The sequence below is a fragment of the Sinobaca sp. H24 genome, from assembly GCF_023845525.1.
This window is the reverse complement of record NZ_JALBWT010000042.1, coordinates 12,844-28,708: the sequence shown is the minus strand read 5'-3', so window position 1 is coordinate 28,708 and position 15,865 is coordinate 12,844. Positions and strand designations below refer to the sequence as shown.

The window sequence follows — 15,865 nt, the reverse complement described above, 5'->3', positions numbered from 1 at the left end:
GTTGAATAAAAAAATAGGAATTCAATTATTCACATTGAGAGACGAAGCAAAACAGAACTTCGATAACACATTAAAAAAAATAGCAGACTTAGGATATGAGGGTGTAGAATTTGCAGGGTATTTCGGTGACTATAAAGCAAAAGAGCTTAGAACTAAAATGGAAACTCTAGGTTTGGAAAATGCAGGAAGCCATATTCCTTACGAAATCTTAAAGAATGATTTAGAAGCAGTTATTGCATATCAAAAAGAAGCTGGGAGTAATAGCATTGTATGTCCAATTATTCCAGAGGAGAAACGGACAAGTATAAAAGGATACGAAGAAGTAGTAGAGGTATTGAATAATACCGGTAAATTATGCAAAAAACACGATATCTACTTTAGTTATCATAACCATGCATTTGAACTAACTGAAACAGATGGAATAATCCCTTTAGAATATATCTTGCAGCAAACGAATGCTGAATGGGTACAGGCAGAGCTGGATGTATATTGGCTCAAAAAAGCGGGGCATGACCCGGTGGAATGGCTTGATCGCTATAAAAACAGAATGAAAAGAATTCATATAAAAGATATGACGATGGATGGTGAACAATTTTTTGCGGAACTCGGTACAGGAGGATTAGATGTAGAAAATATTATTAAACATGGGGAACAGTCGAGTGCAGAGTGGTTTATTGTAGAGCAGGATAAAACAAAGAAAACCGCTTTTGAGAGTGCAGCAATCAGCATGGAGTATTTGAAAAACATAGCAGTCAAATATAAGGGGGAGTTATGTTGAAAAAGAGAAATGCTTTATACGGTGTACTTATGGGAAGCATGATCGTTGTGTCGGGCTGCGGGGGAGGAGACGTAGAGACAGGGGAAGAAGAAAACCAGGCAGGAACTGAAGGCGGAGACACCACCATTCAATTCTGGCACATAGAAACAGGAGCCAAAGAAGAAGTGTACTTAAATGCTATTGAGAGATATGAAAACGATAATCCAGGGGTGACAGTAGAAGCACTGAGAATCCCTAATGACGATTATAAGCAGAGAATGGTAGTTGCTATGTCTGGAGGAAATCCCCCTGATGTGTTTCATTCATGGGGAGGGGGCTGGCTTGGAGAGTTTGTTAACAGTGATCAAGTACTGAATCTAAGTGAAGAAGATGTAAATACGGATCGTTTTTTAGATCTGGCGATGGATAATTCCACTTACGAAGATGAAGTATATGGTCTTCCCCTTGGACTTTCGCTGACGATGAATTTTTATAACACAAAAATATTTGATGAACTCGGCTTAGAAGAGCCAGAAACATATGAAGAATTAAAAGAAGTTATTGAAGTATTAAAAGAAAGTGAATATGATCCTTATGCATTAACAAATCAAACTCAGTGGCCAGGCAGCTACTTTTACATGTATTTTGCAGATCGACTGGGAGGTTCTGATTTATTCGCCGAAGCACTAGAGGGAGAAGGAAGCTTTGCTGATGAAGATTTTATTGAAGCTGGAGCAAAGATACAAGAGTTGGTGGAAATGGGAGGCTTTAACGAAGGATTCAATGGTATTCCTTATGATGCAGGCCAGGGAAGACAGTTAATGTATTCAGAACAAGCGGCCATGATGCTGATGACAACCACATTTGTGAACAACGTAAGAGATGAATTTCCAGAATTTGAAGAAAATCTTGGTGCTTTCACTTTTCCTGATGTAGAAGAAGGTGAAGGGAATCCAACTAATTTAAATGGTTCTGTTTCGCCGGTACTTTCTGTATTTGAAAATACAGAACATAAAGAAGAATCAATTGAATTAATCGAATACTTGACCAGTGAAGAGACAGCACAGGATTTTGTGGAAAAAACGTCCAGTCTTTCCGGATTAGAAGGAATTGTATCTGATGATCCATTCGTACAACAGTTTAATGAATTAGTGGAAGAAGCAGATTTTATTCAAATGCCCTATGATCAGACCCTGCCTCCTTCTTTAGCTGAAACACACCTAAATTCTGTACAGGAAGTTTTTGGACTAAGCATAACACCGGAAGAAGCCGCTGAACGAATGGAATCAGAAGCTGAAAGTACCCGGGAGTAAATGCGTATGTATTCGTCCATTTTATTTCTGAAACGTAAAGGGAGTGTTCCTAATGAATGATGTGGCATACAAACAGTCAGAAGCTGCAAAAACATCTAATAAAAAAAAGCGCATAAAGAAAAATACGTGGGTTATAGTGGGTTTTATGCTCCCAGCACTTTTGGTTTATGCGGTCTATACTCTTTATCCCATATTGGCAACATTTAACTACAGTCTTTTGGACTGGAGTGGAGTCAGCGGAGAAAGTGAATTTATTGGAGTTCAGAATTATGTAACGCTTCTCAATGATGCCAGCTTTTGGCAGGCGCTGCAAAATAACCTTTTGTTAGTTGTGGTGTCTATATTCTTTCAAATACCACTGGGTTTAATCATGGCGTTGATTTTATTTTCACCAATCATTGGAAAAAGATTGTTAAATGTCATATTCTTCTCCCCTATTTAATGTCGACTGTTGCCATTGGTTTGCTGTGGATCTTTTTATATGATCCCAGCAATGGCCCCATTAATCAATTTACTTCCGCATTAGGGCTCGGCCAATTTAACTGGCTGGGAGATCCAAATTTAGCTATGGTAGCAATTCTTATCGTAGTTATCTGGCAGTTCTCTCCCTTTTACATGATTTTATTTAAGGCAGCCATGGTGGGTATCCGAATTGTATGAATCGGCACAGATCGACGGCGCGAATGGCTGGAAACAATTTCTTTATATTACGTTTCCTTCGCTTATGCCGACAATCGTAACTTCTTCGATATTAGCTATTGTCGGCTCCTTAAAAGCTTTCGATATATTCTATATCATGACTGGCGGAGGACCTGGTAATGCTACAGAGATATTAGGAACATATATGTATAATCAGGGATTTGTTAATTTCAACATGGGTTATGCGAGTACTATAGCTGCAGTCATGTTCTTAATAGCTTTTGTCTGTGTGCTTGTTATTCAATTCATGGACCATAAGCGTAAGAAAAGAGGGATCCTCTCATGATTACTAGTTTAATAAAGCGGACGAGTTTATATGTAATGGTTGTTATTTTGCTCATTTTCACAGGCTATCCCTTTTTATACATGGTGTCTACGTCTTTAAAAAGCATGAATGAGTTTTTCGTAAATCCCTTTCAAGTAATCCCGGAATCGTTTACTTTTCAGAACTATGTAGCGGTATTCGATATGGGTCTTACCACTTATTTTGTAAACAGTTTGTTGATAACAGTGTCAGCGGTAATATTGGTTGTCTTTGTAGCATCGTTGGCAAGTTATCCACTAAGCCGGATGCGCTTTAAATTAAATAGACCGTTATTTCTACTATTCGTAGCAGGGATGATGCTTCCCATTCACGCGACGTTAATACCAATTTTTGTATTGACGCAAAATATGGGGCTTTATGACACGTTATTTGCGCTTTTAGGACCTTATATCGCATTTAGTCTGCCTATATCAATTTTTATTTTGACTCAATTCATGCAGGAAATTCCGAAAGAATTGGAAGAAGCTGCTCAAATGGATGGGGCGAATCACTGGAAATTATTTTGGAAAATAATGTTCCCCAATTTAGCACCCGCCATTGCAACAATTGTTATTTATAATTTCGTCTTTTTATGGACTGAATTCATTTTTGCTTTAATTCTAATCAGCAGTCCTGGCAATATGACGCTCCCGCTTGGTCTTCAGAACTTTTACGGGGAATTTTCGGTCAATGTACCGGGATTAATGGCGGCACTGACCCTTGCCAGTATTCCTGTTATTGTTGTCTTTTTATTAGCTCAGGAAAAAGTAGTAAAAGGACTCACAGGCGGGGCAGTAAAAGGGTAAAAAACGAGGTGGAAGCTATTGAATATAGGTATATTAGGTTGTGGATATATTAGTAACGTGTATATAGAAAATACTTCTTATTTAAATAATATCAATATAGTTGGATGTGCAGATTTAAATAACAGTAGAGCTTTAGAAACGTCAGTTAGGCATGGGATTTCCTGTTACAGTGTTTCTGAATTAATAAACAGTGCAAAAGTTGACTTAATTCTCAATCTTACCCCGCCTAAGGCTCATTTTAATAGTTGTATGGCAGTTGTAGCAGCCGGAAAGCATGTATATGTAGAGAAGCCATTAAGCATAAGCAGTTGCCAAGCTAAGGAACTATTAAACTTTGCGGATAAAAGTGGTGTGAGGGTTGGTGTTGCTCCTGATACATTTATGGGAGACCCTATACAAACAGCCAAAGCAATAATTGATGATGGCGAGATAGGAAGGCCTATAGGAGTAAATGCTTTTATGCTGAAGTCAGGTCCTGAGAAGTGGCACCCTGATCCTGAATTTTTTTATCAACATGGAAGCGGGCCGATGTATGATATGGGACCGTATTATGTAACAGCACTCGTCCATTTATTAGGCCCGGTGAGGTCGGTTTCAGCAACCGCCGGTATGGTTCCAATTGATCGCGAAATAGCTGAAGGATATAAAAAAGGAACGAAAATCAATGTAGAAACACCAACTCATATCTCAGGCAGTCTGGAATTCTCAAATGGGGTAGTCGGAACATTAGTAACTAGTTTTGATGTGATGAACACTGCCTTACCTAAATATCGAAATTTATGGAACTGGAGGGACAATCATTATACCTGATCCCAATACGTTCAGCGGTGAAGTTCTTCTTATTAAAGATAAATCCAATGGCTGGGAAAACAGAATATACAAAAAGGATCGATTTAATGGCAGGGGCATGGGTTTGGCTAATATGGCAGAGGCAATTGAAAGTAATAAATATCATGAAGCAAACGGAAATTTAGGCTTGCATGTTCTCGAAGTACTTGAGGGGTTTCATCTAGCTATAAAATCAAGAAAGTACTACAATCTGCAAACAAATTATCTATTAACAGAGGAGCGCTCAATATGATAAAAGTCGGAATAATTGGCTGTGGAAGTGTAGCCAAAAAAAGACACCTTCCGGAATATAAAGATAATAATAATGCTTCGCTTGTAGCTTTATGTGATTTAAACAAACAAAGGGTGGACGCTGCAAGTAAAGAATATGGAACCAGGGCTTATACAGACTATAAGCAGATGATTCAACAAGAACAATTAGATGCAGTTTCTGTTTGTCTTCCTAATTACCTGCATGCAGAAGTGACTATTTACGCTTTGGAAAATAATCTTCATGTCTTATGTGAAAAACCAATGGCTACCTCAATAGAAGAAGCTCAGGAAATGATAGCAGTCTCAGAAGAATATAACAAAAAATTAATGATTGCCCATAATCAGAGGTTTGTTGATTCTCATATAAGAGCCAGAGCTATTGTAGAAAATCAAGAACTTGGCAGAGTGCTTAGCTTCCGAACGACTTTTGGACATGGTGGTCCTGAAAACTGGAGCATAGATGGAGCAGACAGCTGGTTTTTTGAAAAAGACAAAGCTCACATAGGTTCATTAGGAGATTTGGGCGTGCATAAGGCGGACCTAATGAGATATTTACTGGGAGAAGAATTTATTGATGTAGCAGCTTTTGTAGAAAAAAACGCAAAACAAAACAGTGATGTAGATGATAATGCTGTATGTATCGTCAGAACGGAAACAGGTATTATTGGAACGATCACTTCAAGTTGGGCATATGGGGCTTCTCATGATAACTCCACTATTTTGTATTGTGAGAATGGTATAGTTAGAATGGAAGATGATCCGGCACACTCATTAGTCATACAAAAGCTTGATGGAGAAATAATAAAACATAAACTAAAAGCAATTCAATCAAATGAAGAAGGAGGGCAGACAACAACTCACATCGTAGATCATTTTGTAGAATGTATTTTGGAAAATGTGAAACCTCCAATAGATGGAACAGAAGGCATGAAATCGTTACAAATAGTTCTAGGTGCACTTCAATCCAATGAAAAACGGGAGATTATAAAAATGGAAGAGACTGCGATGAATCGATAAGTGTATAAAATAGGAGCAATGTATTCTTGATTTTAGCAGCAACACAATAAAAGAGAAAATAAGCGGAAAACCTCAGATTCCTTTTTAAAGGAATCTGAGGTTTTTTTAGATAATTTGATTGTTGATTTTAATAGGTTGAACGGAAGTAAAGGTGAACCAGGCGGCGACTCGAGCAGACCAGCCATCGGTGAAGATAAAGAGGACGTTTCTTACTCTTTAGCTGAGGCATGGCCTGCCGAACGCGTCCGCCTGGAATCGACCATGGTACCAATCATTCTTTGAAAAAGCCTCATTTTAGTCATAAAATAATCATTAGTTATTATTTATATAAAGTCCAATCGAAATCATAGCTTCCGGCAGGCTTCGTGTGATGCGAAGCTGCTTTAACGAAATACCCTGGGTTACAATCTGCTGGGACAGCTCCGGGCGCATGCCGGAGAGAATCACCGTAATTCCGAGCAGTTTCAGAGCCTGATGCAGCTGTAGAATACTACTGGAAACCACGTTATCCATCTGATGGACACCGGATAAATCGACAATGAGGTAAGAAAGCTCAAGCTCACTGCCTTTCTCCAATGTTTTTTCAAGCAGCTGCTTTGCCCGGCAGGCATCCAGCGAGCCGATCAATGTCAGCACGGCGACATCATCGGTGAGCGGCACAATGGGAACAGACAGCTCAAGAATTTCCTGGCGCGTCAGCTCAGCCGCTTTCCGGTTGTGGTCTACATAGGCTTTGGAAAAGGTATACACTGCCTCATCAATAGCTGTATTCACCTTTGATTCAATCGCGTGGTATGCGTTGAACGAAAGGAGATCGTCTCCGATTTCCTGCTGAATAAAACGGAAGATGGCTTCCCGGTAGTGGGGCAGAAACTGCAGTGCATCATCCAACGGCAGCTCCTGCTCTGCAGCAAATGTTCCAAACTCCACTCCCCAGCGGCTGATTTCTTCCAGCGCTTCTTCCCGCTCATGTCTGGACAACGCCTGTCCAATCAATCCGATAAAATTGGCGCGTATTTTCATCACTTCTTCACTTTCCAGACCGTGACGGGAAAAACGAAGAAATTCACCTATTTCTATTGCCATTTGTTCTCTATGTTGAAAAATGCCCTCTCCTAAAGAGGCAATTTGCACAGCGTTCATCGTCACAGCTCCTTGGAATTTATAAATAAAGAAGGATGACCTCTCCTTTATTGTAAAAATGAGTCATGTCTTAATTTTAGCAGAAGCCTGAAGTACAGGCTAATTATTGCATCGATTCGAGTAAAAATAGGACCTTGCTCTCTATATCAGGGTCCGGATTTTTCAAAAAGATTGAAAAAGGGTATAGAAGAAAATATGCTTAATAAGAAAAGCAGTGAATGTACTGACGACAAAAATAAAAAAGGTGCCATTACATATGAAAATAACAGTTACGTCGAACGACGTTGCAAAAAAAGCAGGAGTATCCCAATCTACTGTTTCCAGAGTCATCAATAATTATCCCTACATCCGCTCGGATACAAAACAAAAAGTACTGCAGGCTATTGAAGAGATGGGTTTTACACCCGACGAAGTAGCCAGAAGCCTGACTAAGCGCAAAACAGCAACGATAGGGCTGATCGTCGGTGATATTTCCAACTCCTTTTTTGCCGAAACAGCAAAAATTATTATCAGTGAAGCACGGAAAAGAGGATTTGATGTCATTTTATCGGACACAGATCACGAAAAAGAAAACTTAAAAAAATCCATCGATATGCTTGTAGGAAAGCGGGTGGAGGGCATTATTATCGGCTCGGTGGAAAGAACCGAAGAAGAAGTGGACAGGCTGTACGAATCCGAAACGCCTGTAGTACTGTTCAATACGAGAATGGAAGACAGTCTCTGCGATTATTTTGTGCTTGATAATAACAGAGGCGCAAAAATGGCGATGGATTATTTATTCCGGAAGAATCATCAGCGCATCGGCTTTATTTCGCCGCCTGCTAAATACTCCACGCTTTATGAAAGAATGGAAGGATACAAACAGGCGCTTACAGAGCAGGGAATAGAATATGATCCCGGCCTGCTGTACAACGACACGATAGAACCAGAAGAAATAAAAAAGTATTTAAAAAACATTCTATCCCCGCCCCATCCCGCAACGGCTGTATTTGCCGCATCGGATCAAATTGCGGTTACGGTGCTGGAACAATGTAAACGAATGAATATCAGGGTTCCGGAAGACCTGGCAGTTATTGGCTTTGATGATATTCATTTATCCTCCAATCCTTTTATTGATTTAACCACCATTTCCCAAAAACATAAAATGATGTCCCTTTCAGCCGTAGAAAGACTGATAGAGCTCATTAAGACAAAAGAAAAAGCCCCGCAGCATGTTCAGGAAATTATGGAACCGGAACTAGTAGAAAGAGGCACAACGTAAAAAAATATTTAAAAACAGTTTACAAAATTCAAAAAACTTGATAACCTTTGAATACGTATTCAAGAAGAGTGCGTATTCAACCAAATAGGAAAGAAATAGAGTAATTTCTATTTTTTTTAATAGTTTTGAATGCGTATTCAAAAAGAGGGGGCAGGCGTATCGGCAGAGATTTTTTTTCAGTAGAAGGAAAAACGATAGTGATCACCGGAGCGAATAAAGGACTGGGGCTGGCCGTAGCTGAAATGCTGGCAGAAGCCAAAGCGAACGTAGCGCTGGTCGCCCGTCATGAGGAATCCCTGCAGCAGATCGCAGAAAAATTGAGAGCGGACGGACATACCGCTGAGCACTTTGCCTTTGATTTAACCAATACCAGAGACATGCCGGATTTATTTCAGAGAATTCATCAGGCATTCGGAAAAATCGATGTATTAATTAACAATGCAGGAACCAATATTCCTGTGAAAGCAGAAGAAGTGACAGAAGAACAGTGGGATCAAATACATGATATTAATTTAAAGAGCGTTTTTTTCGCTTCACAGGCAGCCGGGAAATACATGATGGAGCAGAAGCAAGGGAAAATTATCAACATGTCCTCGCAGATGGCATTTGTCGGATATTACAAAAGAGCTGCTTACAGTTCAAGCAAAGGCGGCATCACCCAGCTGACGAAGTCGCTGGCGGTGGAGTGGGCATCTTATCATATTAACGTCAATGCCGTTGCTCCTACTTTTATTGAAACACCGATGACTGCAAAGATGTTTGAAGACCCGGAGTTCCGGCGGGACGTTCTCGGAAACATTCCATTAGGAAGACTTGCTCGTGAAGAAGACATATTCGGTGCCGTATTGTTATTAGCTTCCTCGGCATCCGACATGATCACCGGCCATACACTGCGCGTCGACGGCGGATGGACCGTATGGTAGAACCCCAACTAAACCCAACCAACCAGGAGGAATACGATGAGTGAAAAATCAGTAAAAACATTAAATGAACAAATGCAGGATAGAATTATCCGCTTCAAGGATCTGAAAGCAAAAGGAATTCCGTTGATGTTTATTGACAGCATTATTCCGGGCCACCAGCGTATTAATTACGCTCTTATCGGGGATACAGCAAGTGAAAATCCTGATTACAAGCCAATGATTACAGAGCCGCACGGTTTCCAGATAGGAATGGTGAAAGCGCTTCCTGGTAATGGGCCGGCATTTCATACACATGACTATATTGAATCATTCGTTCCGTTAAGCGGAAAATGGAGATTCTATTGGGGAGAAGGTCCGGATCAAATTGACGGCGAAGAAATTCTTGAAGAATGGGATCTTATTACGCTTCCGCCCGGCCTGTACCGTGGACTGGAGAACGTAGGCGAAGAAGAAGCATGGCTTTTCGCTGTGCTCGAGCAGCACGAAGTGTTTGAAGGAAAAGACCCGTACTGGGCGCCGGAAGTGGTGAAAAAAGCAGCGGAATATGGATTCGATGCAGATGATAAAGGAAAGATGGTGCCGCCTGACAATTTTAAACAGCTGGAAAAGGAAATGGCAGAGAAATTAAAAATGGGTGAGTGACCGAACAGGAAAAACCGGGTATATTTGAAAAATGTTGAACAGAAATAATAAGGAGGAAGACAAGGTGGAAAATAAAAGTACAGAAAAAGCCGGCAAACAGCAGGAAAATACAGAGGTGCAGAAAACGAATGGTCCTTCCGCTCCAACTTCTTCAGAAGAACCAAGATGGGCAGTGAAAAACACATTTCCCGCCAACCTGGTGCACTACGCAGACAGCAGTGAAGTGAATGCTATGGACAGCCGCGACGATGATGATTACATGAATAACATTCAGAAAGCAGACGTAAAAAAGCAGTCGATGAAAGGGTTCGGTGATTACAATAACATCATCGACTATATCGTGAAAATCACATGGCAGATATGGAACGAAAAAGATATCGGCATGATCTATGATACTTACAGCTACGGGGTGCAGATTCACCGGGGCGGCGTAAACAGCCACGGAGTAAATGAAGTCATTTCCGGAACGATGCAGACGCTTCAGGCGTTTCCAGACAGATCAGGCGTGGGCTACAGCATTCTCTGGTCCGGCAATGATGAAGACGGTTTTTTCACTTCCCACCGGGGCAGATCGATTGCGACTAACATGGGAGACACACTGTATGGACCGGCTACCGGCAAACGGGTTGTCTTTCGAACGGTGGCAGACTGCCTGATACATGAAAATAAAATCTATGAAGAGTGGCTCGTCATGGACACATACCACCTTGTACAGCAGCTCGGTTTTGATCCAATTGAAGTGGCAAAGCGCACGGCTAAACAAACGAGTAAGCTGGCGCCGGCCATGTCGTTTAATCTCACACAGACCGCAGAAGAAGGTCTTCCTCCTAAAGAGTATATTCCAGCCTCCTCCTCGTTTGAAATCGGTGACTTTATGCTGGAGATGATTAATAAAGTCTGGGAGCGCCGCTCCTTTAATCAAGTCAAAACGTTTTACGAAAAAAATGCGGTCATGCATTACGTTTGCAACACAGACATGGCCGGACACAGCGAAATTCAGGGCACCCTGCTGCATTTGTTTGCCTCTATTCCAAACGGCAAAGTACTGCTTGACCGGGTCACGTGCAATAAAAAGGGGTCCGATGACGATTGGGATGTAGCAGTACGCTGGAGAATTCAGGGCGTGCACAGCGGCATCGGCTATTTCGGCTATCCGAGCGGAAAAGGGATAGAAATTCACGGCATTAACCATTATAAAGTCCGTAACCAGAAAATCCAGGAAGAATGGTTCCTGTTTGACGGGCTGGAAGTGCTGCGCCAGGTATATACCGATCATGAAGATGATAACGACGGAGATTTCTCCTTTGAAGACGGAAATTTTACAGGTGTTTCTTAATAGAAATCGAGGTGACCAGGTATGCTGTCCATCGCAGAGCTGAAAGAAGGCTATGCTGCAAAGCAGTTTACCCCTGCTGAAATTATCGAAGAGTGCCTCCAGAAGATTCACCAGAAAGACGAATCTCTCTGCTCCTTAATTACAGCAGCCGAGGAAGAGGCCAGGCGGCAGGCCGAGAGTGCTAAAGAACAGTTCCATACGGGGCGCGACAGGCCGTTGGAGGGTGTCCCGATTACCTATAAAGATATTATTGATACAAAAGGAATCCGCACAACAAACGGCGCCTGGATCGACCGGCATTATGTGCCGGAAGAGGATGCGGCAGTCGTGAGAGATCTTTGCCGGAATGGAGCCATTACGCTCGGAAAAGCCAACCTGCATGAGTATGCATTTGGGGTCACCTCACGCAATCCTTTTTATGGCTATGTGAAAAATCCATGGAATCCAGCGTATATGGCAGGAGGATCGAGCGGAGGATCAGCCGCTGCGATTGCCGCGGGCTTTTGCTACGGTTCGATTGCAACCGATACGGCCGGATCTATTCGAATGCCCGCCTCCTGCAGCGGTATTACAGGATTGAAGCCAACATACGGATCTATCAGTACAGAGGGTGTATTTCCCTTATCGTGGTCTCTCGATCACGTCGGTCCGATGGGCGCTACGGTAAAGGATACTGCTTTTCTATATGAACATATGAGAGGGAAAGAAAAAACACTGGCAGCTGTTCCTGCAGGCCGGAAAATAAAAATAGGCGTGCCGCGCAGCTTTTTTAACGAAAAGATAGATGAAGAAGTGAGCCTCATCTACAAAAGGGTTCTCCGCAATCTGGAGACAGAAAACGTAGAGCTGGTCGAAGTGGACGTGAATTTCCTGAAAGAAGCAACGGTGGTTTCCAGAATCCTGGCGGCTCCGGAAGTAACCTACATTCACGAACATCGAGCTGACCTGAAAGACTACGGAGAAGATATTGCACCGGTATTTGAAAAAAGCCGGAATGTATCCTCACTGGACTATGTCACGGCGCTGCAGGACAGAAACATAATGAAAGAAAAGCTTTCCCGGTTATTTACGAAAGTGGATGTACTGATTACGCCAACGCTTCCTGTTACACCGCCTTTACTGCATGATCAGACGCTTGGCAGTGGAGAAAGTGTGGATGATGCGATGATCCGCTACACGTGCCCCTTTAACCTGACTGGACATCCGGCTCTTACCATGCCGGCCGGTCTTACGAAAAACAACATGCCAATAGGAATCCAGATGGTTGCCGGATGGCTTCGTGAAGACTTGCTGCTGGACACAGCTATGCATTATGAAGCACGGCATCTGGATTTCTTTTATCAGGAAAGAAGCCGCCTTTGCAGCAGGTAGGCGGCTGCGCTCTAAATAGTACGAATGTTTAAAAAATAATATTCGAGGAGGAAATATGTTGAAAAAATCTTCAGCAGTATTCTTTACTGGAGCAGTCGTTTCTTCATTAGTCCTGAGTGCATGCGGCAATGATACAAGTTCAGAGGATTTAGAGGGCGAGAGCATCACGGTGGCTCTGTCAGAAGGGGATATCGGCCAGTTTAACGCCTGGCAGGCAAGAAGCGAAGAGTTCACGGAAGAAACCGGCATTGAAGTAGAGTTTACGGAAATACCGTACAACAACCTGCTGGACCGGATTACCACAGAAGGCATTTCAGGGCAGGGAACATTTGACCTTGTTACTCATTTAGATGTGATGGGACCTTCGAGCAGACAATTCTTTGAGCCGCTTGATGAGTACGCCGAAGCAGACGACTATAATTTTGACCGTTTTCCAGAATCAACGCTCGATCTATCGACCTACGAAGGAGAAATATACAGTCTGCCGGTACGTGCCAATGCCCAGCTGATGTTTTACCGGAAAGATGTGTTCGAGGACTTAGGCATCGATCCTCCTGAAACATGGGAAGAACTGGAACAGGCCGGAGCAACGATTACGGAAGAAACAGACATGGCAGGCATTGCCCCTTACTATCAGGCAGGGAACAACGGCCAGAATTTATACATGTGGACCTCCTATTTATGGAGCAACGGCGCGGATATTCTTGATGAAGATATGAGACCGGTCTTTAACTCAGAAGAAGGCATCGAAGCGACACAGCGTTATATTGATCTGCTGGTCGAGGACGAGATCGCGACATCGGGCTCTGTATCCTTTGGAGAGCAGGAAGCAAGAACCAATTTTAAACAGAGCAATTCAGCCATGTGGATCGGCTGGTGGTGGGTCTACTCCGACTTTAACTTCAGCGATTCTTCCGACGAAGAAGTTCTCGGCAATGTAGGATTCACAACGGTTCCCGGATGGGAAGGCAAAGAAAGCGTATCGAACATTTCCACGTTCCCGCTGGCGATGATGCAGGACTCGCAGAACAAGGAAGCGGCCTGGGAATTCATGAAGTGGCTGAGCGACCCTGAATTTGAAAAAGATGTCGTTCTCGATGCGTTGAACGGCGATTCGCCATCCAACCAGTTTTCCACCGACATTTCCCAGACAGCCAACTTAAATGACGAAGAGCTTAACGAAGCAGGCGACGACTTGTTTACGACAGGCGGCGAATCATTTGAAAACGCCCAAACCCTTCCTAAATTCGAAAACTGGCCGGAGGTGTCAGACATTATCAGTAATGCTATTTCTAACATGGCGACCGGTGAATCAGTCGAAGACAACCTCAATCAGGCAGCAGACGATGTGGAACGCCTGCTTGAAGAAGAAGGCTACTACGACGAATAACGGATGAATGCGAATAATATAAAGGAGGTAAAGGGGTGACTAATAAATATTTCAAGTACCTGCTGCTTGCACCGGCCCTTTTAATACTTGGAACGATTACGATGTTTCCGTTAATCCGGTCCTTCTGGATCAGCCTGCATGAGTGGAACTTGACCGACTCTCTGGAGATGGGGGAGTTTGTCGGTATCGATAATTACCTGCAGGCCATGAGCTCCAGCGGTTTTTGGAACAGTGTGACGGTGACGCTGACATTCACTGTGGCTACCGTGTTTATTACAATCGCCAGCGCTATTGCTGTAGGCCTTCTTTTAAGTAAAGAAAAGCCCTATATTTCCTTCCTCCGGGCGGTACTGATTATTCCATTCGCCTTGAGTCCGGCACTCGTCGGGTATTCGTGGAGATTTATGCTGAATCCCGACTACGGATTATTTGATAGAATCATCGGGTTTTTAATTCCACCCTTATCTGATGTGGTTATTCTTGGAACGCCTACGACAGCACTGGCAGCACTGGTTTCTGTTGCCGTGTGGATCTGGCTTCCTTTTATCAGCCTGATGTTTATCAGCGGATTGATGGGGCTTCCAAACGAAGTATATGAAGCCGCCAAAATGGACGGGGCATCGAACATGCAGATTTTGTTCCGGGTGACCCTTCCGATGCTTCAGCCGATCATTCTGATTGCTTCGATTCTCATGACGATGTTTTCGTTAAAGCAGTTTGACCCGATCGTAACGATGACCAGCGGCGGTCCCGGCAATTCGACGGAAGTATTGAATTTTCTAATCTACAGTACGTCATTCCGCTACTTTGATATGGGATACGGAGCAGCTCTTGGTTATATTCTAGCCATCATGACGATCGGTTTCGTCCTTATTTACATGAGGCGGTTGGTAAAAGGAGGCGAATGGAACTAATGAATAGTGCAGCGGCAGCTAAAAAAGAAAAGCAGGCAGCAAAAGCGGTGAGCACAAGGAAAATAGCGGCTCAGGTCGTTGAAAAAGTGGGCGTGCTGCTTGTCGTCACCTTCTTATTTCTTCCGATTTTCTGGATCGCGTTAACCGCATTTAAGCCGGCTTCGGAAGTTTACTCGCTCAGCATATTTTTTCAGCCGACGCTGGAGAATTTCAGTCGGATATTCAGCTCTGCCTATAATTTTGAAAACTTCTACTTTAACAGTTCCATCGTTGTATTTTTCACCCTGCTTATTACGCTGCCGGTAAGCGTACTGGCAGCCTACAGCATTTCCCGTTTTCAAATGCGCGGCAAACAGGTGTTTATGTTTGCGATTCTTGCCACGCAGTTTATCCCTTTAATTGTTAACGTCATTCCATTTTTTATTATGTTCCGCAACTGGGGGATTCTTGATACGACGCTGGCATTGATTATTGTAAATCTCGGCCATACGATTCCTTATGCGATCTGGCTCATTAAAGGATTTATCGACAGCATTCCTAAAGATGTAGAAGAAGCGGGCTTAATTGACGGGGCCGGGCGAATGAAAGTGATCTGGCATATTCTGCTGCCGATGGCACGTCCGGGTATCATTACAGCAACGGTGTTCTGCTTTGTTATTACCTGGAATGAGTACATGTTTGCCTTGATTTTAACCAATCAGGATGCCGTAACCCTGCCAGTTGCCCTCTCTTATTTTGTCGGGGAAAACGGGGTCATTTGGAACGAAATGGCTGCAGCCGGCATGATCTATGTACTGCCGACGATCGTCTTTATGCTGCTTGTCCGCAAGCAGTTCGTTAAAGGAATGAGCGCCGGAGCCGTGAAATAAAACAGACATTTTGAAAGGA

The 15,865-nt window shown here is 42.9% G+C and carries 18 protein-coding genes; 17 read left to right on the top strand and 1 reads right to left on the bottom strand.

The features are described from left to right. The first annotated feature begins 1 nt into the window (after window position 1). From MMY81_RS29125 to MMY81_RS29085, 9 genes are all read left to right on the top strand, one after another. On the top strand, window positions 2–778 hold the full coding sequence (locus tag MMY81_RS29125; protein ID WP_252315580.1) for a sugar phosphate isomerase/epimerase family protein: 777 nt from the start codon (window positions 2–4) through the stop codon (window positions 776–778). After that, a complete protein-coding gene (locus tag MMY81_RS29120; protein WP_252315579.1) occupies window positions 772–2,070 on the top strand; it encodes an extracellular solute-binding protein in 1,299 nt (432 codons plus the stop codon). The genes MMY81_RS29125 and MMY81_RS29120 overlap by 7 nt, the downstream gene beginning before the upstream one ends. Before the next feature lie 52 nt (window positions 2,071–2,122). After that, a complete protein-coding gene (locus MMY81_RS29115) occupies window positions 2,123–2,512 on the top strand; it encodes a carbohydrate ABC transporter permease (protein WP_252315578.1) in 390 nt (129 codons plus the stop codon). 210 nt (window positions 2,513–2,722) lie between these two features. Continuing rightward, entirely contained in the window at window positions 2,723–3,055 is a 333-nt protein-coding gene (locus tag MMY81_RS29110; protein ID WP_252315577.1) for a carbohydrate ABC transporter permease, read from the top strand. After that, window positions 3,052–3,879 carry a carbohydrate ABC transporter permease gene (locus MMY81_RS29105; RefSeq protein ID WP_253076158.1) on the top strand — a complete coding sequence of 276 codons (828 nt, stop codon included), beginning with the start codon at window positions 3,052–3,054 and terminating at the stop codon, window positions 3,877–3,879. Before MMY81_RS29110 ends, MMY81_RS29105 begins: the two co-directional genes overlap by 4 nt. 18 nt (window positions 3,880–3,897) lie before the next feature. Beyond that, entirely contained in the window at window positions 3,898–4,689 is a 792-nt protein-coding gene (locus MMY81_RS29100; RefSeq protein WP_252315576.1) for a Gfo/Idh/MocA family protein, read from the top strand. Between the two features lie 103 nt (window positions 4,690–4,792). Continuing rightward, window positions 4,793–4,960 (top strand): hypothetical protein, encoded by a 168-nt coding sequence (locus MMY81_RS29095; protein WP_252315575.1) that lies wholly within the window; start codon window positions 4,793–4,795, stop codon window positions 4,958–4,960. Beyond that, window positions 4,957–5,997, top strand: coding sequence for a Gfo/Idh/MocA family protein (locus MMY81_RS29090; RefSeq protein WP_252315574.1), 1,041 nt, complete (start codon window positions 4,957–4,959; stop codon window positions 5,995–5,997). The genes MMY81_RS29095 and MMY81_RS29090 overlap by 4 nt, the downstream gene beginning before the upstream one ends. A 135-nt stretch (window positions 5,998–6,132) precedes the next feature. Then, window positions 6,133–6,279 carry a hypothetical protein gene (locus tag MMY81_RS29085; protein WP_252315573.1) on the top strand — a complete coding sequence of 49 codons (147 nt, stop codon included), beginning with the start codon at window positions 6,133–6,135 and terminating at the stop codon, window positions 6,277–6,279. A gap of 30 nt (window positions 6,280–6,309) precedes the next feature. Here the strand turns inward: MMY81_RS29085 and MMY81_RS29080 are convergent, their stop codons facing one another. Beyond that, window positions 6,310–7,140, bottom strand: coding sequence for an STAS domain-containing protein (locus MMY81_RS29080; RefSeq protein WP_252315572.1), 831 nt, complete (start codon window positions 7,138–7,140; stop codon window positions 6,310–6,312). A 256-nt stretch (window positions 7,141–7,396) separates the two neighbouring features. Here MMY81_RS29080 and MMY81_RS29075 point away from each other — a divergent pair, with 256 nt between their 5' ends. The 8 genes from MMY81_RS29075 (at window position 7,397) to MMY81_RS29040 (ending at window position 15,846) form a co-directional block, all read left to right on the top strand. Continuing rightward, window positions 7,397–8,401 (top strand): LacI family DNA-binding transcriptional regulator, encoded by a 1,005-nt coding sequence (locus MMY81_RS29075; RefSeq protein WP_252315571.1) that lies wholly within the window; start codon window positions 7,397–7,399, stop codon window positions 8,399–8,401. Window positions 8,402–8,526: 125 nt separating this feature from the next. Further along, entirely contained in the window at window positions 8,527–9,324 is a 798-nt protein-coding gene (locus tag MMY81_RS29070; RefSeq protein WP_253076157.1) for an SDR family NAD(P)-dependent oxidoreductase, read from the top strand. Window positions 9,325–9,360: 36 nt separating this feature from the next. Further along, the gene (locus MMY81_RS29065) at window positions 9,361–9,966 is read left to right on the top strand and encodes a cupin domain-containing protein (protein WP_252315569.1); all 606 of its coding nucleotides are present in this window, start codon (window positions 9,361–9,363) and stop codon (window positions 9,964–9,966) included. Between the two features lie 64 nt (window positions 9,967–10,030). Next, window positions 10,031–11,302, top strand: coding sequence for an ester cyclase (locus MMY81_RS34670; RefSeq protein ID WP_252315568.1), 1,272 nt, complete (start codon window positions 10,031–10,033; stop codon window positions 11,300–11,302). A gap of 21 nt (window positions 11,303–11,323) precedes the next feature. Next, a complete protein-coding gene (locus tag MMY81_RS29055) occupies window positions 11,324–12,673 on the top strand; it encodes an amidase (protein WP_252315567.1) in 1,350 nt (449 codons plus the stop codon). Window positions 12,674–12,731: 58 nt separating this feature from the next. Further along, entirely contained in the window at window positions 12,732–14,063 is a 1,332-nt protein-coding gene (locus MMY81_RS29050; RefSeq protein ID WP_252315566.1) for an ABC transporter substrate-binding protein, read from the top strand. Window positions 14,064–14,098: 35 nt separating this feature from the next. Further along, window positions 14,099–14,977, top strand: coding sequence for a carbohydrate ABC transporter permease (locus MMY81_RS29045; RefSeq protein WP_252315565.1), 879 nt, complete (start codon window positions 14,099–14,101; stop codon window positions 14,975–14,977). Then, window positions 14,968–15,846: a carbohydrate ABC transporter permease gene (locus MMY81_RS29040; protein ID WP_252315564.1), complete on the top strand. Its 879-nt coding sequence runs from the start codon at window positions 14,968–14,970 to the stop codon at window positions 15,844–15,846. Before MMY81_RS29045 ends, MMY81_RS29040 begins: the two co-directional genes overlap by 10 nt. Window positions 15,847–15,865: the final 19 nt, after the last annotated feature.

Excerpts from the sequence above, each read along its gene's own strand:
- MMY81_RS29115 (WP_252315578.1), top strand. The coding sequence starts at position 2,123 with ATGAATGATGTGGCATACAAACAGTCAGAAGCTGCAAAAACATCTAAT.
- MMY81_RS29120 (WP_252315579.1), top strand. The coding sequence starts at position 772 with ATGTTGAAAAAGAGAAATGCTTTATACGGTGTACTTATGGGAAGCATG.
- MMY81_RS29065 (WP_252315569.1), top strand. The coding sequence starts at position 9,361 with ATGAGTGAAAAATCAGTAAAAACATTAAATGAACAAATGCAGGATAGA.
- MMY81_RS29040 (WP_252315564.1), top strand. The coding sequence starts at position 14,968 with ATGGAACTAATGAATAGTGCAGCGGCAGCTAAAAAAGAAAAGCAGGCA.
- MMY81_RS29075 (WP_252315571.1), top strand. The coding sequence starts at position 7,397 with ATGAAAATAACAGTTACGTCGAACGACGTTGCAAAAAAAGCAGGAGTA.
- MMY81_RS29090 (WP_252315574.1), top strand. The coding sequence starts at position 4,957 with ATGATAAAAGTCGGAATAATTGGCTGTGGAAGTGTAGCCAAAAAAAGA.
- MMY81_RS29080 (WP_252315572.1), bottom strand. The coding sequence starts at position 7,140 with ATGAACGCTGTGCAAATTGCCTCTTTAGGAGAGGGCATTTTTCAACAT.
- MMY81_RS29105 (WP_253076158.1), top strand. The coding sequence starts at position 3,052 with ATGATTACTAGTTTAATAAAGCGGACGAGTTTATATGTAATGGTTGTT.
- MMY81_RS29055 (WP_252315567.1), top strand. The coding sequence starts at position 11,324 with ATGCTGTCCATCGCAGAGCTGAAAGAAGGCTATGCTGCAAAGCAGTTT.